The organism is Cellulomonas fimi (assembly GCF_012952065.1).
Lineage (GTDB): Bacteria > Actinomycetota > Actinomycetes > Actinomycetales > Cellulomonadaceae > Pengzhenrongella > Pengzhenrongella fimi_A.
Window position 1 is genome coordinate 70,356 of record NZ_JABCJJ010000007.1, and the last position, 19,771, is coordinate 90,126.

Annotated in this window: 20 protein-coding genes; 15 read left to right on the top strand and 5 right to left on the bottom strand. The window is 74.1% G+C overall.

Annotation, left to right across the window (positions count from 1 at the left end; all coding sequences use genetic code 11):
• Positions 1-70: 70 nt before the first annotated feature.
• The 6 genes from dapE (at position 71) to HIR71_RS06575 (ending at position 6,176) form a co-directional block, all read left to right on the top strand.
• The gene (gene dapE / locus HIR71_RS06550) at positions 71-1,177 is read left to right on the top strand and encodes a succinyl-diaminopimelate desuccinylase (protein WP_169324255.1); all 1,107 of its coding nucleotides are present in this window, start codon (positions 71-73) and stop codon (positions 1,175-1,177) included.
• Positions 1,178-1,186: 9 nt separating this feature from the next.
• The gene (locus HIR71_RS06555) at positions 1,187-2,014 is read left to right on the top strand and encodes an LOG family protein (RefSeq protein WP_169324256.1); all 828 of its coding nucleotides are present in this window, start codon (positions 1,187-1,189) and stop codon (positions 2,012-2,014) included.
• A 56-nt stretch (positions 2,015-2,070) separates the two neighbouring features.
• Entirely contained in the window at positions 2,071-2,988 is a 918-nt protein-coding gene (gene folP / locus HIR71_RS06560; RefSeq protein ID WP_311836141.1) for a dihydropteroate synthase, read from the top strand.
• Positions 2,985-4,274: a hypothetical protein gene (locus tag HIR71_RS06565; RefSeq protein ID WP_169324257.1), complete on the top strand. Its 1,290-nt coding sequence runs from the start codon at positions 2,985-2,987 to the stop codon at positions 4,272-4,274. Before folP ends, HIR71_RS06565 begins: the two co-directional genes overlap by 4 nt.
• Before the next feature lie 134 nt (positions 4,275-4,408).
• Complete coding sequence (locus tag HIR71_RS06570) at positions 4,409-4,576, top strand: DUF3117 domain-containing protein (protein ID WP_081784823.1); 168 nt, start codon at positions 4,409-4,411, stop codon at positions 4,574-4,576.
• 31 nt (positions 4,577-4,607) lie between these two features.
• Positions 4,608-6,176, top strand: a complete 1,569-nt coding sequence (locus HIR71_RS06575; RefSeq protein ID WP_169324258.1) for a leucyl aminopeptidase family protein — start codon at positions 4,608-4,610, stop codon at positions 6,174-6,176.
• A gap of 86 nt (positions 6,177-6,262) precedes the next feature.
• On the opposite strand, the gene HIR71_RS06580 is transcribed toward HIR71_RS06575, so the two are convergent.
• Positions 6,263-6,895, bottom strand: coding sequence for an O-methyltransferase (locus tag HIR71_RS06580; RefSeq protein WP_169324341.1), 633 nt, complete (start codon positions 6,893-6,895; stop codon positions 6,263-6,265).
• Between the two features lie 206 nt (positions 6,896-7,101).
• On the opposite strand from HIR71_RS06580, the gene sigE reads away from it, so the two are divergent.
• The 7 genes from sigE to HIR71_RS06615 are packed head-to-tail and all read left to right on the top strand — an operon-like array spanning position 7,102 to position 13,377.
• The gene (sigE, locus tag HIR71_RS06585) at positions 7,102-7,782 is read left to right on the top strand and encodes an RNA polymerase sigma factor SigE (RefSeq protein WP_249051635.1); all 681 of its coding nucleotides are present in this window, start codon (positions 7,102-7,104) and stop codon (positions 7,780-7,782) included.
• Positions 7,779-8,795 carry a zf-HC2 domain-containing protein gene (locus tag HIR71_RS06590; RefSeq protein WP_169324259.1) on the top strand — a complete coding sequence of 339 codons (1,017 nt, stop codon included), beginning with the start codon at positions 7,779-7,781 and terminating at the stop codon, positions 8,793-8,795. Before sigE ends, HIR71_RS06590 begins: the two co-directional genes overlap by 4 nt.
• Positions 8,792-10,195 (top strand): S1C family serine protease, encoded by a 1,404-nt coding sequence (locus tag HIR71_RS06595; protein WP_169324260.1) that lies wholly within the window; start codon positions 8,792-8,794, stop codon positions 10,193-10,195. The genes HIR71_RS06590 and HIR71_RS06595 overlap by 4 nt, the downstream gene beginning before the upstream one ends.
• A 38-nt stretch (positions 10,196-10,233) precedes the next feature.
• A complete protein-coding gene (tatB, locus tag HIR71_RS06600; protein WP_169324261.1) occupies positions 10,234-10,635 on the top strand; it encodes a Sec-independent protein translocase protein TatB in 402 nt (133 codons plus the stop codon).
• Positions 10,636-10,675: 40 nt separating this feature from the next.
• A complete protein-coding gene (gene trpS, locus HIR71_RS06605; protein ID WP_169324262.1) occupies positions 10,676-11,725 on the top strand; it encodes a tryptophan--tRNA ligase in 1,050 nt (349 codons plus the stop codon).
• Complete coding sequence (locus tag HIR71_RS06610) at positions 11,722-12,315, top strand: 2'-5' RNA ligase family protein (protein WP_169324263.1); 594 nt, start codon at positions 11,722-11,724, stop codon at positions 12,313-12,315. The genes trpS and HIR71_RS06610 overlap by 4 nt, the downstream gene beginning before the upstream one ends.
• 9 nt (positions 12,316-12,324) lie before the next feature.
• Positions 12,325-13,377 carry a YihY/virulence factor BrkB family protein gene (locus HIR71_RS06615; protein WP_169324264.1) on the top strand — a complete coding sequence of 351 codons (1,053 nt, stop codon included), beginning with the start codon at positions 12,325-12,327 and terminating at the stop codon, positions 13,375-13,377.
• A gap of 65 nt (positions 13,378-13,442) precedes the next feature.
• Here the strand turns inward: HIR71_RS06615 and HIR71_RS06620 are convergent, their stop codons facing one another.
• The 4 genes from HIR71_RS06620 to sdhC form a co-directional block, all read right to left on the bottom strand.
• The gene (locus HIR71_RS06620) at positions 13,443-14,216 is read right to left on the bottom strand and encodes a succinate dehydrogenase iron-sulfur subunit (protein WP_169324265.1); all 774 of its coding nucleotides are present in this window, start codon (positions 14,214-14,216) and stop codon (positions 13,443-13,445) included.
• Positions 14,216-16,174 carry a succinate dehydrogenase flavoprotein subunit gene (gene sdhA, locus HIR71_RS06625; RefSeq protein WP_249051636.1) on the bottom strand — a complete coding sequence of 653 codons (1,959 nt, stop codon included), beginning with the start codon at positions 16,172-16,174 and terminating at the stop codon, positions 14,216-14,218. Before sdhA ends, HIR71_RS06620 begins: the two co-directional genes overlap by 1 nt.
• A gap of 65 nt (positions 16,175-16,239) precedes the next feature.
• A complete protein-coding gene (gene sdhD, locus HIR71_RS06630; RefSeq protein ID WP_169324266.1) occupies positions 16,240-16,710 on the bottom strand; it encodes a succinate dehydrogenase, hydrophobic membrane anchor protein in 471 nt (156 codons plus the stop codon).
• A gap of 2 nt (positions 16,711-16,712) precedes the next feature.
• Positions 16,713-17,090 carry a succinate dehydrogenase, cytochrome b556 subunit gene (gene sdhC, locus HIR71_RS06635; RefSeq protein WP_169324267.1) on the bottom strand — a complete coding sequence of 126 codons (378 nt, stop codon included), beginning with the start codon at positions 17,088-17,090 and terminating at the stop codon, positions 16,713-16,715.
• A gap of 196 nt (positions 17,091-17,286) precedes the next feature.
• Here sdhC and HIR71_RS06640 point away from each other — a divergent pair, with 196 nt between their 5' ends.
• Together HIR71_RS06640 and HIR71_RS06645 are read left to right on the top strand one after the other, a co-directional pair.
• The gene (locus tag HIR71_RS06640) at positions 17,287-18,432 is read left to right on the top strand and encodes a mannose-1-phosphate guanylyltransferase (protein ID WP_169324268.1); all 1,146 of its coding nucleotides are present in this window, start codon (positions 17,287-17,289) and stop codon (positions 18,430-18,432) included.
• 24 nt (positions 18,433-18,456) lie between these two features.
• Entirely contained in the window at positions 18,457-19,689 is a 1,233-nt protein-coding gene (locus HIR71_RS06645) for an amidohydrolase (RefSeq protein ID WP_169324269.1), read from the top strand.
• Positions 19,690-19,771: the final 82 nt, after the last annotated feature.

The window sequence follows — 19,771 nt, forward strand, 5'->3', positions numbered from 1 at the left end:
GCCCTTGCGGGGACGCTCGCCGCACAGGTCGGCTCGCCGCACAGGTCGGCTCGCCGCGTAGGGTCGGGGCGTGACCGCGCCGTCGACCCCCGCCACCGTCCTCGACCCCGCCGGTGACCTGATCGCCCTCACCCGCGCGATCTGCGACCTCGAGTCCGTGAGCGGTGGCGAGACGGCGCTCGCCGACGCGATCGAGGCGGCCCTCACGCCCTGCCCGCACCTCGAGGTCCTGCGCGACGGCGACGCCCTGGTCGCGCGGACCCACCTGGGCCGCCCGGCCCGGGTGGTGGTCGCGGGCCACCTCGACACCGTCCCGGTCGCGGCCAACCTCCCGACCCGCCTCGAGGGCGAGGGGGACGACGCCGTGCTGTGGGGGCGCGGGACCGTCGACATGAAGGGGGGTGTGGCGGTCCAGGTCGCGCTGGCGGCCGCGCTGCAGGCGCCGACGCGCGACGTCACCTGGGTGTTCTACGACCACGAGGAGGTCGAGGCGGAGCACAACGGGCTCGGCCGGGTCGTCCGGAACCACCCCGAATGGCTGACGGCCGACTTCGCGGTGCTCGGCGAGCCGACCGCGGCGGGCGTCGAGGGCGGCTGCAACGGCACGATGCGGGCCGAGGTGCGGGTCCCGGGCGTCACGGCGCACTCCGCGCGGTCCTGGACGGGGACCAACGCGATCCACGGCACGGCCGAGGTGCTGCGCCGGCTCGCCGGGTACCGGGCGGCCGAGCTCGACGTCGACGGTCTCGTCTACCGCGAGGGGATGAACGCGGTCGGGATCCGGGGCGGCGTCGCCGGCAACGTGATCCCGGACGAGTGCGTGGTGACGGTCAACTACCGCTTCGCCCCGGCGCGCTCGGTGGCCGACGCCGAGGCGCACGTCCGCGAGCTGTTCACCGGCTACGACGTCACGATCACCGACGCGGCCCCGGGCGCGCGCCCCGGGCTCGACCACCCGGCCGCGGCCGACTTCGCGGCGGCGGTGCTCGCGTTCACGGGCGGCGCGCCCGCCCCCAAGCTGGGGTGGACGGACGTCGCGCGGTTCGCCGAGCTCGGGATCCCCGCGGTGAACTTCGGGCCGGGCGACCCGCTGCTCGCCCACAAGGACGACGAGCGCTGCGCCGTGGGGCAGATCCGCCTCTGCCATGACGCGCTGCGCGCCTGGCTCACAACTTAGAGTCGGGGCATGAGCGACGACGGAGTGCCCGCCCCGGGGAACGGCTACCGCAAGGGCCCGGTGCTGCTGCGCCGCGGGCAGATCCCGACGACGACCACGGACCAGCGCCTCCTCGCCGACAAGGACGACTCGAGCTGGCTGCACAGCGACCCGTGGCGGGTGATGCGGATCCAGAGCGAGTTCGTCGAGGGGTTCGGCGCGCTCGCAGAGGTCGGGCCGGCGATGAGCGTCTTCGGCTCGGCACGCGTGAAGCCCGGCTCGCCGGAGTACACGCTCGCGGAGCAGGTCGGACGCGGTCTCGCCCGCGCGGGCTACGCGGTCATCACCGGGGGTGGGCCGGGGGCGATGGAGGCCGCGAACAAGGGTGCCCAGGAGGCCGGCGGGCTGTCGGTGGGCCTGGGGATCGAGCTGCCGTTCGAGCAGGGCATGAACCAGTGGGTCGACCTCGGCGTCAACTTCCGCTACTTCTTCGCCCGCAAGACGATGTTCGTCAAGTACGCGAAGGGGTTCGTCGTGCTGCCGGGCGGCTTCGGCACGTTGGACGAGCTGTTCGAGGCGCTCACCCTCGTCCAGACCCACAAGGTCACGGAGTTCCCGATCGTCCTGATCGGCACCGACTACTGGCAGGGCCTGCTCGACTGGCTCCGCGGGCCGGTCCGCGACCGCGGCATGATCGGTGCGCACGACGTCGACCTGATGAAGGTCGTCGACGACCCGGACGAGGCCGTCGCCCACGTCGTGGAACGGGACGCGCAGCTGCGCGCGGAGGAGCAGGCCGCCGCTGCCGAGGCCGCCGCCGCGCAGCAGGCGGCCGCGCGCGCGCCCGAGCCGGCGTGAGACCCGAGGGTCCGCCGAGCACCGCGCCCGCCTCGGCACCCACCCGAGCACCCGCGGTGCCGACCGGCGCGGCATCGTTGCGGCTGCGCGACCGCACCTTCGGCGCGGACCACCCCGTGGTCATGGCCATCGTCAACCTCACGCCCGACTCGTTCTACGCGCCCGCCCGGCACGCGTCGGGATCCGCGGCCCTCGACGCCGTCGCGCGCGCGGTCGCGGACGGCGCGGACATCGTCGACCTCGGCGGCATCCGCGCGGGGAGGGGCCCCGAGGTCGACGCGACCGAGGAGGCCCGCCGCGTCGTCCCGGTGGTCGAGGAGGTCCGCGTCCGGCACCCCGAGGTGCTCGTGAGCGTGGACACGTGGCGCGCCGACGTCGCGCGCCACGTGGCACGCGCGGGCGCCGACCTCCTCAACGACACGTGGGCCGGCCACGACCCGCGCCTGGTCGAGGTCGCGGGCGCCGAGGGCGTCGGCGTCGTGTGCTCGCACACGGGCGGGGCCCTGCCTCGCACCGACCCGTTCCGGGTGGCCTACCCGGGCCGCCCGGGCCGTATCGCGGGCGCGGACCCCCGCGACGGAGTGGTCGACGACGTCGTGGTGACGCTGGCGGCGGCCGCCTCGCGCGCGGTGTCCCGCGGCGTCGACCCGGCGAGCGTGCTCGTCGACCCGACCCACGACTTCGGCAAGAACACCTGGCACTCCCTGCACCTCGTGCGCCGGACGGCCGCGCTCGTCGAGCTCGGGTACCCCGTCCTCATGGCGCTCTCGCGCAAGGACTTCGTGGGCGAGACCCTCGACCTCCCCGTGGACGAGCGGCTCGAGGGGACGCTCGCGGCCACCGCGGTCGCGGCGTGGCAGGGCGCGCGCGTGTTCCGCACGCACGACGTGGCCGCCACTCGCCGCACGCTCGACATGGTCGCGGCGATCCGCGGCGACGCGGCCCCGGCCCGGGCCGTGCGCGGACTGGCGTGAGCGCGCCCGGGCCCGGGTCGGCGGTGGGCACCACGGCAGCACGGGGACCGGCCGCACCGGCGCCCGACGTGCCGCGCCGCCCGTGGCCCAGGTCCGGCACGTGGCCGTGGTGGGCACGGGTGCTCGCGGTCTACGTCCTCGCCCGCGCCTGGAGCGTCGCCGTGCTGCTGGTCGTCGCGCAGTCCCAGGAGGAGAACCTCTGGACCCCCGCTGCGCCGTCGTACGGCGAGTTCGTCGGGCTCATGTGGGACGCGAGCTGGTACCGGCAGATCGCCACCGAGGGCTACCCCGCCAGCCTGCCGGTCGGCGCGGACGGCGCGGTCCAGCAGAACGTGTGGGCCTTCTTCCCGTTGTTCCCGGCGCTCGCGCGCGCCGCGATGCTCCTCACGGGCGCGCCCTGGCACGTCGCGGCACCCACGCTCGCGCTCGTGCTCGGCGCCGCGGCGGTGCTCGTCGTCCACCGGGTCGTCGAGGCCGGCGCGCCGCGCGCGGTGGCGGCTCGTCCCGGGCTGCCGCTCGCGACGGCCACCGTGGTCGCCTGGTTCCCGACGGCGGTCGTCCTGCAGGTGGCCTACACCGAGTCGCTCGCCCTGCTGCTGATCGCGACGGTGCTCCTGCTGCTCGTCCGGCGGCGGTACGGGCTCGCGGCGGTCGCCGTGCTGGCGCTCGGGTTCACGCGCGCGGTGGCCCTGCCGCTGGCGCTCGTGGTGCTGGTGCACGCGGTGACCCGTTGGCGTGCGGCGCGGCGGGACGCCGCGACGGTGAGCCGACGGGACGTGGTCGGGATGGGCGTGCTGCTGGCGGCGAGCGTGGTGGCGGGGTTCGCGTGGCAGGTCGTGAACGCGGTCGTGACGGGCCGCACCGACGCCTACCTCGTGACGCAGGCGGCGTGGCGCGCCCGCCCCGACGTCGTGCCGCTGCTGCCGTGGCTGGACGTCGCGCGCTGGCGGTTCGGCGAGTGGGGGCCGGCAGTCCTCGTCGCCGCGATCGCCCTGATCGTGACGTTGCTCCTCGTGCCGGCCGCCCGGCGCCTCGGCCCGGAGCTGCGTGCGTGGCCGGCCGCCTACCTCGCGTACCTCGTCGCGGTGGTCGAGCCCGGAACGAGCCTCGCGCGGTTCCTCCTGCTGGCCTTCCCGCTCGGCGCCGTGACGGTCGGGCTCGTGACCGGCCCGGCCGTCCGACGCCGCGCCTGGGTCGCGCTGCTGGTGGTCGCGTTCGCGGCGCTGCAGGTCGGCTGGGTGTGGCAGCTGTGGCGGCTGACGCCTCCGTCCGGATGGCCTCCGTGACGCGCGACCAGCCCAGACCGCCGGTGACCTAGAATGATCCTGGACATCCGCCCCGAACGCCCGTGCACGCCGCTCGACGCGACCGTGCCGCGGCCCTGCTCGGGCCGGCAGCGACAACCGAAGGAGAGCCACGCATGGCCGCCATGAAGCCGCGTACTGGCGACGGCCCGCTCGAGGTCACCAAGGAGGGCCGCGGGATCGTCATGCGCGTGCCGCTCGAAGGTGGCGGTCGGCTCGTCGTCGAGCTCAACGCGACCGAGGCGCGTGAGCTCGGCGAGGCGCTCACCTCCGTCGTCAGCTGACCCGTTGGCCGCTCGTGGCAGCGCGTCGCGTGTGAGCACGCCCAGCGCGCGCCCCTTCCCGGTGGTCGTCGCCCTCCGCGGCGACGTGGCGTCCGCGACCCTCGCGACGGACGACGTCGCGGCCCTCGCCGTGCCGATCGCCCCGCCCGTGGAGGGCGAGTCCGAGGTGCAGCCACGCGCCGGCACGGCCGACGCGGCGGCCCGCTACGGGATCGACCTCGGGGACCTCGCCGAGCGCGCAGGTCTCGGCGGTACGGCCGGGGAGGCCTGGACCCTGCACCTGCCGCGGCGGCTGGTCGCCGCGGGGGCGGAGCTGCCGTGGGGCGGCCTCCCGTCCCGGCTGGTGCTCGTCGGCACGGGGGCGGGCACGCCCGACGACCTGCGCCGGGCCGGGGCGGCGCTCGCGCGCGAGACCCGCGGCCTGACGCGCGTGGTGACCACGCTCGGCTCGGGCGGCGGCCCGCAGTCCACGGCGGTGGTGCGTGCGCTCGTCGAGGGGTTCCTCCTGGCGGCGTACCGCATCCCCACCCAGGCCACCGGGACGCCACCCAAGGACGCCCCGCAGGAGCTCGTGCTGCTGGGGCACCACGACGGCGCGGTCGACGAGCTGATCCGGCGCGCGGCGGTCACCGTCCGCGGCACCTGGCTCGCCCGCGACCTCGCCAACACGCCGTCGAGCACCAAGAACCCCGCCTGGCTCGCGCAGCGGGCCCGCGAGCTCGCCGACGACCAGCGCCTCGACGTCCGTGAGCTCGGCGTGCCCGAGCTCACGGAGCAGGGCTTCGGCGGGATCCTGGCCGTCGGTGGAGGCTCCGCGAGCCCGCCACGCCTCGTCACCGTCTCGTACACCCCTGCCGACGTCGTCGCGCCGCGCCACGTCGTCGTCGTGGGCAAGGGCATCACCTTCGACACCGGCGGGCTCTCGATCAAGCCCCGTGAGTCGATGGTCACGATGAAGACCGACATGGCGGGCGCGGCCGTCGCGCTCGCGACGGTGCTGGCCGCGGCCGAGCTCGGGCTCGGGCACCGCGTCACCGCCGTGCTGCCGCTCGCGGAGAACCACGTCGGCGCGGACTCCTACCGGCCCGGCGACGTCGTCCGGATGTTCGGCGGGCGGACGGTCGAGGTCGCGAACACGGACGCCGAGGGGCGGATGGTCCTCGCCGACTCGCTCGCCTACGCCGACGCCGAGCTCGACCCGGACCTCATGATCGACGTCGCGACCCTCACCGGTGCCGCCACCGTCGGCCTGGGCAAGCAGTACGCGGCGCTCTACACCGAGGACGCGGACCTCCGCGCCGGGCTCGAGGCGGCGGCCACAGCGTCGGGCGAGCGGGTCTGGCACATGCCGCTGGTCGCGGAGTACGCGGAGGCGATCCGGTCGGACCTGGCGGACCTCCGCCAGGTCCCGCGCACGTCCCCGGGCGGCGGGTCCATCACCGCCGCGCTGCTGCTGCGCGAGTTCACCGGCGCGCGCCGCTGGGCGCACCTCGACATCGCGGGTCCGGGCAGGTCGACGTCCGACAAGCACGAGCTCACCGAGGGCGCGACGGGGTACGGGGTCCGGCTGCTCGTGCAGTACCTCGAGACGCTCGCCTGACGCGACGCGCGCAGGCCTGACGCGGCGCTGGGCCGGTGCGGCGCTCGCCGCAGGCACGCGCACCCCGCGCCGCGGCAGCTCCGTCCCTACCGGCGCGCCCCGAGGAGCAGGCCGTCACCCGTCGGCAGCATCGCCGGGAGGACGCGCTCGTCGTCGCGCAGGGTCCGGCCCACCTCGCGCAGCACCGTGGTGACCTCGTCCCGGCGCGCCGGGTCCGCGACCCGGTCGTGCCAGAGCGCGTTGTCGAGCGCGACGACGCCCCCCGGCCGCAGCAGGCGCAGCGCCTGCTCGACGTAGCCCGGGTAGCTCTCCTTGTCGGCGTCGACGAAGACGAGGTCGTAGGCGCCGTCGGTCAGCCGGGGCAGGACGTCGAGCGCGCGGCCCGAGATGGTCCGCGTCCGGGTGCTCCGGATCCCCGCTTCCGCGAACGCCTCCTTGGCGGCCCGCTGGTGCTCGACCTCGACGTCGATGGTGGTGAGCACGCCGTCGGCCGGCATGCCACGCAGCAGGTAGAGGGACCCGACGCCTGCCCCGGTCCCGATCTCGACCACCGCGCGCGCCTGCACCGCGGCCGCGAGCACGCTGAGCACCGCGCCGGAGCCGGGCAGCACGGGCGCACAGCCGAGCTGTCCCGCCCGCTCGCGTGCGCGGAGCAGCACGTCGTCCTCGGGCAGGAACTCCTCGGCGTAGACCCAGCTCTGCGTCTTGTCGGTGGAGATGGTGGCCTCCCAGGGCGGCGGTGCAGCGGGACGGGCGTCGGACGGTGCGCCGATGCTACCGCCGCGGGAAGTTCGGCGAACGCCGGGGCGTTGCCCAGGTCGTGGAGCCCGGTCGAGGGAATCCCTCGCGCCTGGGAGGATGGACCACGGTCGGCTGCATCGTTCGGTGGAGCTGACGCCGTCGACGCCGAGGAGCTGATCCACGAATGCACGTGGCCATGCCGGGTCCGGCACGCCGCTCCTCCGCGCCCGCTGCTGCGGCACAGGGCGTCGAGCCGCACGGTGCTGGGCCCGAGCCGTGGACCGCCCCCACCTGGGAGCAGATCGTGCGGGAGCACTCCGCCCGCGTGTACCGCCTCGCGTACCGCCTGACCGGCAACCAGCACGACGCGGAGGACCTGACGCAGGACGTGTTCGTCCGCGTCTTCCGTTCGATCTCCGGCTACACACCCGGCACGTTCGAGGGCTGGCTGCACCGCATCACGACCAACCTCTTCCTCGACCAGGTCCGCCGCAAGAAGCGGATCCGCATGGACGCGATCGGCGAGGACGCGGAGCGGTACGCGGCGACGGGTGAGCTGCACAGCCCCGAGCGCCGGTTCGAGCACGCGAACCTCGACAACGACGTGCAGCGAGCGCTCGACGAGCTGTCGCCCGAGTACCGTGCCGCCGTCGTGCTGTGCGACATCGAGGGGCTCTCGTACGAGGAGATCGCGGTGACGCTGGGGATCAAGCTCGGCACGGTGCGCTCGCGCATCCACCGTGCCCGTGCGCAGCTTCGTCGCTCGCTCGCGCACCGGGCTCCCGGTGCGCTGGTGGCGGCCGAGGAGATCGACGCCCCCGGTGGGATCGGTCTGCCCGACGCCGCGGGGGTGGGCGAGCGATGAACCACCACCTCGGGAGCTGGGTCAGCGCGCTGGTCGACGGACAGCTGCCGCCGGCGGAGGCCGAACGCGCCCTCGCGCACGCCGCCGCCTGCCCGCTGTGCGCCGAGGAGGTCGCGGCCGCCCGGCAGGCGCGTCGTGCGCTGTCGGTCGCGCGCGACGTCGAGCCGGCGCCCGACCTCACCGCGCGACTGCTCGCGCTCGCGGCCACGGCCGATCCCCAGGACGTCGGACGGCAGGAGGTGCGCGGGCGTGGGGCGCGCGTGCTGCCGCTCGGCTCGTCGGCCTACGCGGTCCCGGCTCGTGCCCTCACCGGGGAGCTGGCCTCGCGCCGGCTCCCGCGGATGCGCCTCGCGGCGGGCTCGCTCGTGGGCGTGGGGGTCGTGACGGCTGGGCTCTTCCTGCTCGGCGAGCAGCCGCGCGTGGTGCCGTCGACGGACCCGGCCGAGGCGCTGTCGCAGCTGGCCCGCGCGCAGGGGCCCGGCACCGGCAGCGCGTCGGTGGTCGAGGTCGAGGTCGAGGTCGAGGTCGAGCAGACGCCCGGGACGACCTCGCCGTCGACCGGGGCCGCGTTCGGGAGCGCGCACGACGAGGCCGTCCTCGCATGGCTGCGCCGCGAGGGCTGGACCGGTCCGGCGGCGCTGCCGGAGGGGTACGAGGTGACCAGTGCGCGGTTGACGCACGGCGCCACGGGGAGCGTCGGCCTCGAGCTCGACCTCGACGGGCCGGACGGCCGCGTCGTGGTGACCGAGGAGCACGGTCGGCTCGACGTCTCCGGTCTCGACGGCGCCACCGCGAGGACGATGGCCGGGTACGAGGTCTACGAGCTGTCACGACAGCCGTGGCACGTCGTGTGGCAGTCGCAGGACACCGTGGTCTCGCTCGTCGCGGGTGCCCCTGCCGACAGCCTGACCGATCTCGTGGCGGGCTTCCCTGCCGACGGCTACGACGACCGCTTCCCGGCGCGGATCACGCGCGGCTGGGACACCGTGACAGGAGCTCTCGCCCGCCCATGACGCCATTCGACCAGCCGGACCGCGCCGACCAGCACCCGCCTGCGGGGAACCCCTTCGCGCCCCCCGTGGACAACCCGTTCGCCCCGCCGTCGTCGCGACCCGTCGCCGCGCCGGGGGCGGCGGCGCCGTCAGGGGCGCCGGCCGCGCCGGAGACCTCGATCTCGCGCGCGCCCGGTGCCCCGTTCGGCCCGCCCGCGCCGGCACCGGCGGGCTGGGGTGCCGCGCCCACCCCTTGGCCCGAGCGGCAGGTGCCGCAGCCCGCGCCGCTGCCCTCGGGTGCCCCGGGGCGTCGGGGTGCTCGCGGCCGGCTGCGCGCTGTCTGGGTGGCGCCGCTGCTCGTGCTGGCAGTACTCGCCGGTGCGCTCGGGGGAGCCCTCGCGGAGCGTGCGCTGGACCAGGGCGACCGCCTGGTCGACGCGGGGCTGCCCGTCACGGCGCAGCCCGGCGGCGCCGCCCGCCCGCCCGAGTCGGTCGCCGGGATCGCCGCTGCGGTGCTGCCGAGCGTCGTCTCGATCCAGGTCGAGAGCGCCCAGGGTTCGTCGAGCGGCTCCGGGTTCGTGCTCCGGCAGGACGGGTACCTCCTGACGAACAACCACGTGATCGCCGCGGGCACCGCCGACGGGGCCCGGATCGACGTCCTGTTCGCGGACGGGTCGGAGGAGCCCGCGACCGTCGTCGGCTCGACGCGCGACTACGACCTGGCCGTGCTCAAGGTCGACCGCGCCGGGCTCGTGCCGCTCGTGCTGGGTGTCTCCTCCGAGGTCGCGGTCGGTGACCCGGTCGTCGCGGTCGGCGCCCCGCTCGGGCTCGAGGGCACCGTCACCACCGGCATCATCAGCGCTCTCAACCGGCCGGTGTCGGCCGGGGGCCAGGAGGGGCCCGCGTTCATCAACGCGATCCAGACGGACGCGGCGATCAACCCCGGCAACTCGGGCGGCCCCCTCGTGAACACCGCCGGCGAGGTGATCGGCATCAACTCGGCGATCGCCCAGCCGCCAGGGATCCCCGGGGCGGCCCCCGGCAGCATCGGCCTCGGGTTCGCGATCCCGTCCGACCAGGCGCGACGCACCGCGGAGCAGCTCATCGAGACCGGTGCGGCGACCTACCCGATCGTCGGCGTGCTGCTCGACCAGAGCTACCGCGGCGAGGGGGTCCAGGTCTCGTCCGAGTCCCAGAACGGCCAGCAACCGGTGAGCCCCGACGGTCCGGCCGCCGATGCCGGCATCCGCGCCGGCGACGTGATCGTGACGATCGACGGACGGCCGGTCACCGAGCCCGACGAGCTCATCGTGGCGATCCGGGCCAAGGCGCCCGGCGACACGGTCACGCTCGGGGTCCGGACCGGGGACGAGGGCACGCGCGAGGTGCGGATCGTGCTCGACGAGCGGACCAGCGAGTAGCGGGCCGCCGGCTCAGGAGCGCCGGGTAGCCTGACGCCGTGTTCGACATCAACGGGGGCGAGTTCCTGCTGATCCTCGTGGTCGCCATCGTCGTCGTCGGCCCTGAGCGGCTGCCGAGGTACGCGGAGCAGCTCGGCGGCTGGGTGCGGACGCTGCGGCGCTTCCTGCGGACCGCCAAGCAGCGCGTCGACACCGAGCTCGGGGACCAGGCGGGTGACGTCGACTGGGCCGCTCTGGACCCCCGCCGGTACGACCCCCGCCGGATCGTCCGCGAGGCGCTCCTGGACGACGACTCCCCGCCGGCCACGACCACGACGGCGGCTCCGGGACGCGCGGCGTGGCCCGCCGCGGCCGCGCCCGGCGCCGGAGGGGCGGGCACCGGCGCGGCCGGCACAGGCGGCGCGGCGCCGGCGGCGCCGTACGACGACGAGGCGACCTGACGGTTTCGGTCGGCGTCGACCCACCTGCCAGAATGGCGCGATGTCCACCGTGCCGAGCCTCGTGCGCCCTGCCCAGCGACCCCGCATCTTCTCCGGGATGCAGCCGACCTCGGGGTCGCTGCACCTGGGGAACTACCTCGGTGCGCTGACGCAGTGGGTACGGCTTCAGGAGGACCACGACGCCATCTACTGCGTCGTGGACCTGCACGCCCTCACCGTGTCGCCCGACCCCGCCGACCTGCGCGCGCGCACGCGGCGGACGGCGGCGCAGTACCTGGCGGCCGGCGTCGACCCGGCCCGCTCGATCCTGTTCGTCCAGTCGCACGTGCCCGAGCACGCCGAGCTCGCCTGGATCCTGAGCTGTCAGACCGGCTTCGGCGAGGCCGGCCGCATGACCCAGTTCAAGGACAAGTCGGCCCGGCACGGCAGCGAGGGCACGACTGTCGGCCTGTTCACGTACCCGGTGCTCATGGCCGCCGACATCCTGCTGTACGACACGAACCTGGTGCCGGTCGGCGAGGACCAGCGCCAGCACCTCGAGCTCTCCCGCAACCTGGCGCAGCGGCTCAACGCGCGGTTCGGTGCGGGCACCGCCGTCGTCCCCGAGCCGTACATCGTCAAGGAGACCGCGAAGATCTACGACCTGCAGGACCCGACGGCGAAGATGAGCAAGTCGGCCGCGAGCCCGAACGGCATCATCGAGCTGCTCGACGACCCGACGGTCGTGGCGAAGCGGATCCGCTCGGCCGTCACGGACGCCGGACGTGAGGTGCGGTTCGACGTCGACGCCAAGCCGGGCGTCTCGAACCTCCTCACGATCTTCGCCGCCCTCACCGGTCGCCCGCTGCCGTCGATCGAGGCCGACTACGAGGGCAAGGGCTACGGCGACCTCAAGAAGGACCTGGCCGAGGTCGTCGTCGACCTCCTGGTGCCGTTCCAGGAGCGGTTCGCGGGCCACCTGGAGTCACCCGAGGCGCTCGACGACCTGCTGGCCGAGGGGGCGGAGCGGGCGCGCGCGCTGGCGAGGCCGGTCCTGGCCCGGGCGTACGACCGCTTCGGGCTGCTGCCCGCCCGCGGCGCGCGGTCGTGAGGCTTCCGGAGCGGACCGGCGACCAGCTCAGGATCGGGGTCGCGATCACGGTCCCCGAGCCCTACGGGACCGCGCTCCAGCAGGCGCGCGCCCGGTTCGGCGACCCGCTCGCACGGGAGATCCCGCCGCACATCACGCTGCTCGGGCCCACCGTCATCGACCCCGAGGACCTCGACGACGTGTCGGCGCACCTCGCGCGCGTCTCGACCACCGCGCGGCCGTTCGTCGTGCACCTGCGCGGTACCGGCTCCTTCCGGCCGGTCTCCCCGGTGGTCTTCGTGCAGGTGGTGCAGGGCATCGCGGAGTGCGAACGGCTCGAGTCGGCCGTCCGCTCGGGCCCGCTCGCGCAGGAGCTCCGCTTCAACTACCACCCGCACGTGACCGTCGCGCACGAGGTTTCCGAGCCGGCCCTCGACCGGGCCTTCGACGAGCTCACCACGTTCGAGGCACGGTTCGTGGTGAGCCGCTTCGAGTTCTACGAGCACGGGGACGACAGCGTCTGGCGACCCGTGCGTGACTACCTCCTCACCGGCTCGGGTGCCCGTGCCCGCACGACCGCTCCGGATGCCCGCGCGGACGTCCGCTCGTAGGGTCACGGCATGGGCCGTGCGCGCGGGCGTGACCAGGTGCCCGGCGCCGGCGCCCCGATCGGCGCCGGCGCCGCGCACGTCGCCTCGGCGTCGACCGCCGACGTCGCAGCGAGCCGGCCGCGGCGGTACCCGCCCGGCGTCGCGGGCCTCGTCGCCCGCGCCAAGGCGCTCTTCACCTGGTGGCAGGAGACCCGGCCGGCACGGGCGTTGGCTCGGTTCGGCTCCGTCGGTGGCGGCGTGCTCACCGGCGGCATCGCCTACAGCGCGCTGTTCTCGGTGTTCGCCGCCGTGACCCTCGGCTACACCGCGTTCATGACCGTGCTCGGCGGGAACGAGGCGTTGCGCGCAGAGGTGCTCGCGACCGCGGACAGCTACCTCCCGGGGCTCATCGGCGGCGAGGGCAAGCGCGGGCTCATCGACCCCCGCGACCTCGTGGTCGGCTCGGGGCTGAGCCTCGCCGGGATCGCCGCCGTCGTGGTGCTGGTCTACAGCGCGACCGTGGCGATGGCGGCCCTGCGGACGGCGGTCCGTGCCGTGTCCGGGGTGGGCGCCGTCGGCACGAACCTGCTGCTCGGCAAGGCGCGGGAGCTGGCGGGGATGGTGGGGGTCGGGCTCGCTGTCCTGCTCTCGACGATCGTCACCCTGGCCGTCACCGCCGCGTCGGACTGGTTGCTGCGGCTGCTCGGGCTCGAGGCCGTCAGGGGAGCGGTGTCCTGGGCGGTCGGGGCCGGTGTGGCCCTCGCGGTCGACGCCGGCATGTTCGTGCTCGTCGTGGTGGTGCTCGCCGGGGTCCACCCGGGCCGTCGCGACCTGCTCGAAGGGGCGGTGCTCGCCGGCGTCGGGATCGGCGTCGTGCGGCTGCTCGGCACCAGCGTCGTCGCGGGGACCGCCGACCGGAACGCCCTGCTGGCCTCGTTCGCCGTGCTCGTGACGCTCCTGGTGTGGATCAACCTGATCGCGCGCATCGTGCTCCTCGCGGCCGCCTGGACCGCCGACCCGCCGCGCGTGCGGCCGCCGGGGGAGGACGGCGCGACGCGGGAGGCAGGGGAGAGCACCGGCTGACGGGCTCGCCTCGGCTCCTCACCGGAGTCCTTCTCGCGCCTCACGTCCGCGAGCCTGGTGGTCGATCAGAAGGCGCGCCGGATCATCGCGCGCTTGACCTCCTGGATCGCCTTGGTGACCTCGATGCCGCGGGGGCACGCCTCGGTGCAGTTGAAGGTCGTCCGGCAGCGCCAGACCCCCTCCTTGTCGTTGAGGATCTCGAGGCGCTGGGTCGCCCCCTCGTCGCGGCTGTCGAAGATGAAGCGGTGCGCGTTGACGATCGCTGCCGGGCCGAAGTACTGCCCGTCGGTCCAGAACACGGGGCACGAGGAGGTGCACGCCGCGCAGAGGATGCACTTGGTCGTGTCGTCGAACCGCTCGCGCTGCTCGGCCGACTGCAGGCGCTCCTTCGTCGGCTCGTTCCCGGTCGTGATGAGGAACGGCATGATCTCGCGGTAGGAGGCGAAGAACGGCTCCATGTCGACCACGAGGTCCTTGATCACGGGCAGGCCCTTGATCGGCTCGACCGTGATCGGCTTGTCGGGGTTGAGGTCCTTGAGCAGCGTCTTGCACGCGAGCCGGTTGCGGCCGTTGATCCGCATCGCGTCCGAGCCGCACACGCCGTGCGCGCACGAGCGGCGGAACGTGACGGACCCGTCGAGCTCCCACTTGATCTTGTGGAGGGCGTCGAGGAGCCGGTCGGTGCCGTGCGCCGTGACGGTGTACTCCTGCCAGTACGCCTCCTCGCCGTGCGTCTCGGGCGTGAAGCGGCGGACCCGCAGGGTGACGTCGAAGCTCGGGACGACGCCGAGGGCCGAGCCCTCCTGCGCGCCGGTGGCCTGGTCGAGGGTGGCGGTCATCAGTACTTGCGCTCCATCGGCTCGTAGCGGGTCATGACGACGGGCTTGTAGTCCAGGACGATGTCGAACACGCCGGGGGCGGTCGCACCGGGCCCACCGGCCACCGCCGTCGTCGCGGTGGGCACCTCGGGCGCCGGCTCGGGGTGCGTGAGCCCGTCGGGCTCGACCGACGACGTCGCCACGGCCTTGAGGGCGGCTGCGGCGGCGGCCGCCTTGGACTGCCGTGGCTTGCGGGCGGGCTTGGGCGGCCCGGTCACCCCCGGCCGACGGCGGTACGCCATCGTGTGCTTCATCCAGGCGGCGTCGTTCCGGTCGGGGAAGTCCTCGCGGAAGTGGCCCCCGCGCGACTCCTCGCGGTTGAGGGCGCCGACGACGACGACCTCCGCGATGTCGAGCAGGAACCCGAGCTCGAGCGCCTCGAGGAGGTCGAGGTTGTACGAGCGGCCCTTGTCCTGGACGCTGACGTCCCGGTACCGCTCCTGCAGGGCGCGCACGTCCGCGAGCGCCTGACGGAGCGAGTCACCGGTGCGGAACACCTGCGCGTTGGCGTCCATGGTGTTCTGCAGGTCGCGGCGGATGTCCGAGACGCGTTCGCCTGTCGGGCTGGTGCGCATCCGCTCGAGCTCGGTCACGACACCGACCTCGGGCTCCGACGGCATCTCGACCCAGTCGGCGCCGACCGCGTACTCGGCCGCGGCGATCCCCGCGCGCTTGCCGAACACGTTGATGTCGAGCAGCGAGTTCGTCCCGAGCCGGTTCGAGCCGTGGACGCTGACGCACGCGACCTCGCCCGCGGCGTAGAGGCCCTGCACGATGTCGGTGTTGTTGCGGAGCACCTGCGCGGTGATGTTCGTCGGGATGCCGCCCATCGCGTAGTGCGCGGTCGGGTAGACCGGGACCGGCTCCGTGTACGGCTCGATCCCCAGGTACGTGCGGGCGAACTCGGTGATGTCCGGGAGCTTCGCGTCGATGTGCGCCGGCTCGAGGTGCGTCAGGTCGAGGAGCACGTAGTCCTTGTTGGGTCCCGCGCCACGACCCTCGCGGACCTCGTTGGCCATGGAGCGCGCGACGATGTCGCGCGGCGCGAGGTCCTTGATGGTGGGGGCGTAGCGCTCCATGAAGCGCTCACCCTCGCTGTTGCGCAGGATGCCGCCCTCGCCCCGCGCGGCCTCCGACAGGAGGATGCCCAGGCCTGCGAGCCCCGTCGGGTGGAACTGGAAGAACTCCATGTCCTCGAGCGGGATGCCGCGGCGGTAGGCCAGGGCCATGCCGTCGCCGGTCAGGGTGTGCGCGTTCGAGGTGGTCTTGAAGATCTTGCCCGCGCCACCGGTCGCGAAGACGACCGACTTCGCGCGGAAGAGGTGGATCTCCCCGGTCGCGAGCTCGTAGGCGACGACGCCCGAGACGCGGACCTCCTCGCCCGCCTCGACCGAGCCGGACGTGAGGTCGTGCGAGAGGAGCACGTCGAGCACGTAGAACTCGTTGTAGAACTCCACGTCCTGCTTCACGCACTGCTGGTAGAGGGTCTGCAGGATCATGTGGCCGGTGCGGTCCGCGGCGTAGCACGAGCGGCGCACGGCGGCCTCGCCGTGGTTGCGCGTGTGGCCGCCGAAGCGCCGCTGGTCGATCTTGCCCTCGGGGGTGCGGTTGAACGGCAGCCCCATCTTCTCGAGGTCGAGAACGGCGTCGATCGCCTCCTTGGCCATGACCTCCGCGGCGTCCTGGTCGACCAGGTAGTCACCGCCCTTGACGGTGTCGAAGGTGTGCCACTCCCAGTTGTCCTCCTCGACGTTCGCGAGGGCGGCGCACATGCCGCCCTGCGCCGCACCGGTGTGCGAACGCGTCGGGTAGAGCTTGGAGATCACCGCGGTGCGCGTGCGCCTGGAGGACTCGAGCGCCGCGCGCATCCCGGCGCCGCCGGCCCCGACGATGACGACGTCGTACTGGTGGGTCTGCATCTGGGGTCGTTGTCTCCTGTGGCGGGTGGGATCGGCCGGTGGTCGGCCCGTGAGAAGAGCGGGGGTCAGGCCGTGCAGAACGAGGGCAGCAGGTTCGCCGGGCTGTTCGGCGGGCACGGGTCGAACGTGAAGATCACGAGGGTCCCGAGGACCACCACGACGACGAACGCCGTGTAGAGCGCCAGCTTGAGCACCAGGCGGGTGCCGTCGCGCTCGGCGTAGTCGTTGATGATCGTCCGGACGCCGTTGGTGCCGTGGATCATCGCGAGCCACAGCATGAGCAGGTCCCAGATCTGCCAGAACGGCGACGCCCACTTGCCGGCGACGAAGCCGAAGTCGACCGCCTTGATGCCCTCGCCGGCGACGAGGTTGACGAAGAGGTGCCCGAAGATCAGGAGGACCAGCACGACGCCCGACGCGCGCATGAAGACCCAGCTGTACAGCTCGAAGTTGCCGCGCGTGGTCCGCTTGCGCTGGTACGACGCGCCGGGCTCCTCGATGGGCGAGCGCGCCTCGGCCCGTGCCTGCGTGCTCATGCTCAGCCCCCGAAGACGTTCATCAGGTGACGCGGCAGGAAGCCCGCCATCGTCACGACGAAGAGACCCATGACCACCCAGAGCATGACGCGGTGGTACTTCGTGCCCCGGGACCAGAAGTCGACCAGCACCAGGCGGATGCCGTTGAACGCGTGGAACACGACGGCGGCGACGAGGCCGGCTTCGCCGAGCCCCATGATCGGGTTCTTGTAGGTGCCGATGACGGCGTTGTACGCCTCGGGCGAGACCCGCACCAGCGACGTGTCGAGCACGTGGACCAGCAGGAAGAAGAAGATCGCGACACCGGTGACGCGGTGCGCGACCCACGACCACATGCCTTCACGGCCGCGGTACAGGGTGCCGGCGGGAGCGCTGGGCACGGGGGCCTCCTGGGATGCGAGGTGGGGACGACGGCGTCCGGTTGCTGACCCACTGTAGTGACCCGGACGACGTCGTCGGTCCCCGGCGTCCGCGCGGGCGGCCGGATGCTGACAGTTTGTGACCAAGTCTACACGGCTCACGACGGCGGGCCGGGAGCGTCACCGGTGCGCCGGCGCGGGTCACTACCCTGACGCCATGACGCTCGCCTCGCACAGTGCCGGTGCCGTGCCCGGGTTCCACGCCGTCGTCCCCGCGGGAGGGGCGGGCACCCGGCTCTGGCCGCTGTCGCGCTCGGGCGTGCCGAAGTTCCTGCACGACCTGACCGGGTCCGGCCGGACCCTGCTCCAGGCGACGGTCGACCGCCTCGCGCCGCTCACCGGGCCGGGTGCCGTCCTGGTCGTCACGGGGCAGCGGCACGTCGAGGCGGTCCGGGCGCAGCTGCCCGAGGTGGGACCCGACGCCGTGCTGGCGGAGCCGTCGCCGCGGGACTCGATGGCGGCGATCGGCCTCGCCGCGGCGGTGCTGCTCGAGCGGCACGGCGCCGACGTCGTGCTCGGCTCGTTCGCGGCCGACCAGGTGATCCACGGCGCGACGGCGTTCCAGCGTGCGGTTCGCGAGGGCGTCGAGGCGGCGCGCGCCGGGTACGTCGCGACCGTCGGGATCGCCGCCTCCGGCCCGTCGACCGCGTTCGGCTACGTCCGCTCGGGCGAGCTGCTCGACCTGCCCGTCGCCCCGAGCGCGCGGCACGCGCTCGGGTTCACGGAGAAGCCCGACGCCGCGACGGCCGCCGCCTACCTCGCGACGGGGGAGTACCGGTGGAACGCCGGCATGTTCATCGTGCGGGCTCAGGTGCTGCTCGACCACCTCGCCCAGCAGCGCCCGGCGCTGCACGAGGGCCTCCGGGCGCTCGGGGCGGCATGGGACACCGGCGACCGCGACCGGCTCCTCGCCGACGTCTGGCCCGGCCTCGAGAAGGTCGCGATCGACCACGCGATCGCCGAGCCGGTCGCCGCGGCCGGCGGGGTCGCCGTCGTCCCCGGGGACTTCGGCTGGGACGACATCGGCGACTTCGCGTCGCTCGGCAACCTGCTGACCCCGCTCGAGCACGGGACGGACGACGGCGCGCGCGTCCTGGGCGACGACGCGTCGGTCGTGCGGGTGGACTCGGTGGGCTCGCTCGTGGTGCCCGGGTCGGGACGCCTCGTCACGGTCCTGGGTCTCGACGACGTGGTCGTCGTGGACACCCCCGACGCCCTGCTCGTCACGACGCGGGCGCGTGCCCAGCAGGTCAAGGACGTCGTCGAGGCCGTGCGGGCCCGGGGGCGCGACGACCTGCTGTGAGGCCACGGGGCTAGGCTCGACGACGTGCCTGTCGATGTCGCCCTCGTGACCAAGCTCGCCGACTCCTTCCGTGCGGAGCTCGTCGAGATCCGCCGCGACCTGCACGCCCACCCCGAGCTCGGCCGGACGGAGCAGCGCACCACGCGGGTCGTCGCCGACCGGCTGCGCGCCGCAGGGCTCAGCCCGCGGCTCCTGCCCGGCACCGGGCTCCTGTGCGACATCGGACCCACGCCGACGGAGTCGGGCCGGCGGCGCCTCGCGCTGCGCGCCGACCTCGACGCGCTCCCGGTCCAGGACACGTGCGAGCTGCCGTGGAGCTCGACGGTCCACGGCGTCGCGCACGCGTGCGGCCACGACGTCCACACCACCGTCGTGCTGGGCGCGGGGCTCGTGCTCGCCGAGCTCGCGAACCGCGGCGAGCTGACGACCGGCGTCCGGCTGATCTTCCAGGCGGCCGAGGAGCTGCAGCCCGGGGGGTCGCTCGACGCGATCGCGGCGGGCGCGCTCGACGGCGTCGAGCAGATCTTCGCGCTGCACTGCGACCCCAAGGTCGACGTCGGCCACGTCGGCACGCGGATCGGCCCGATCACCTCGGCGTCGGACGAGGTCACCGTCACCGTGTCGAGCAAGGGCGGCCACACGTCGCGGCCCCACCTGACCGGCGACGTCGTGTTCGCGCTGGGCCAGGTCATCACGCAGGTGCCGGCCGTGCTCGGGCGGCGCCTCGACCCCCGCGCGGGCGTGAACCTGACCTGGGGAGCGGTGCAGGCGGGGTCGGCGCACAACGCGATCCCGTCGTCCGGCACGGTGCGCGGCACGCTGCGGTGCCTCGAGGTCCGCGCCTGGGAGCGCGCCTCGAGCGTGTTCCACGCGGCGGTCGAGCAGGTCGTCGCGCCGTACGACGTCGAGGTCGAGGTCCGGCACGCACGGGGAGTACCGCCGGTGGAGAACGCGGGGCGCTCGACCACCGCGCTCGAGTCAGCGGCCCGCGACATGCTCGGCGAGGGGGCGGTGGTCCTCACCGAGCAGTCGCTCGGCGGGGAGGACTTCGCGTGGTACCTGACCAAGGTGCCCGGCGCGATGGCCCGGCTCGGCACGCGCAAGCCGGGGGGTCGCACGTTCGACATCCACCAGGGCGACTTCCGGGTCGACGAGCGGGCGATCGACGTCGGCGTCCGCATCCTCGCGCGAACGGTCCTGACCGGGACCGAGGTGCCGCCTCCTCCGCTCGGCGTAGCGAACATTCCGAATCCATAACGAAGACGCGACGTTACCGATCAGTAACGCGGGGGTGCCCCGGGTGGCTACTAGGGTGCGGGACTAATCAGCCGGCCAGCTC

Excerpts from the sequence above, each read along its gene's own strand:
- HIR71_RS06555 (WP_169324256.1), top strand. The coding sequence starts at position 1,187 with ATGAGCGACGACGGAGTGCCCGCCCCGGGGAACGGCTACCGCAAGGGC.
- HIR71_RS06570 (WP_081784823.1), top strand. The coding sequence starts at position 4,409 with ATGGCCGCCATGAAGCCGCGTACTGGCGACGGCCCGCTCGAGGTCACC.
- sigE (WP_249051635.1), top strand. The coding sequence starts at position 7,102 with ATGCACGTGGCCATGCCGGGTCCGGCACGCCGCTCCTCCGCGCCCGCT.
- HIR71_RS06590 (WP_169324259.1), top strand. The coding sequence starts at position 7,779 with ATGAACCACCACCTCGGGAGCTGGGTCAGCGCGCTGGTCGACGGACAG.
- HIR71_RS06595 (WP_169324260.1), top strand. The coding sequence starts at position 8,792 with ATGACGCCATTCGACCAGCCGGACCGCGCCGACCAGCACCCGCCTGCG.
- trpS (WP_169324262.1), top strand. The coding sequence starts at position 10,676 with ATGTCCACCGTGCCGAGCCTCGTGCGCCCTGCCCAGCGACCCCGCATC.
- HIR71_RS06615 (WP_169324264.1), top strand. The coding sequence starts at position 12,325 with ATGGGCCGTGCGCGCGGGCGTGACCAGGTGCCCGGCGCCGGCGCCCCG.
- HIR71_RS06620 (WP_169324265.1), bottom strand. The coding sequence starts at position 14,216 with ATGACCGCCACCCTCGACCAGGCCACCGGCGCGCAGGAGGGCTCGGCC.
- sdhA (WP_249051636.1), bottom strand. The coding sequence starts at position 16,174 with ATGCAGACCCACCAGTACGACGTCGTCATCGTCGGGGCCGGCGGCGCC.
- sdhD (WP_169324266.1), bottom strand. The coding sequence starts at position 16,710 with ATGAGCACGCAGGCACGGGCCGAGGCGCGCTCGCCCATCGAGGAGCCC.
- HIR71_RS06640 (WP_169324268.1), top strand. The coding sequence starts at position 17,287 with ATGACGCTCGCCTCGCACAGTGCCGGTGCCGTGCCCGGGTTCCACGCC.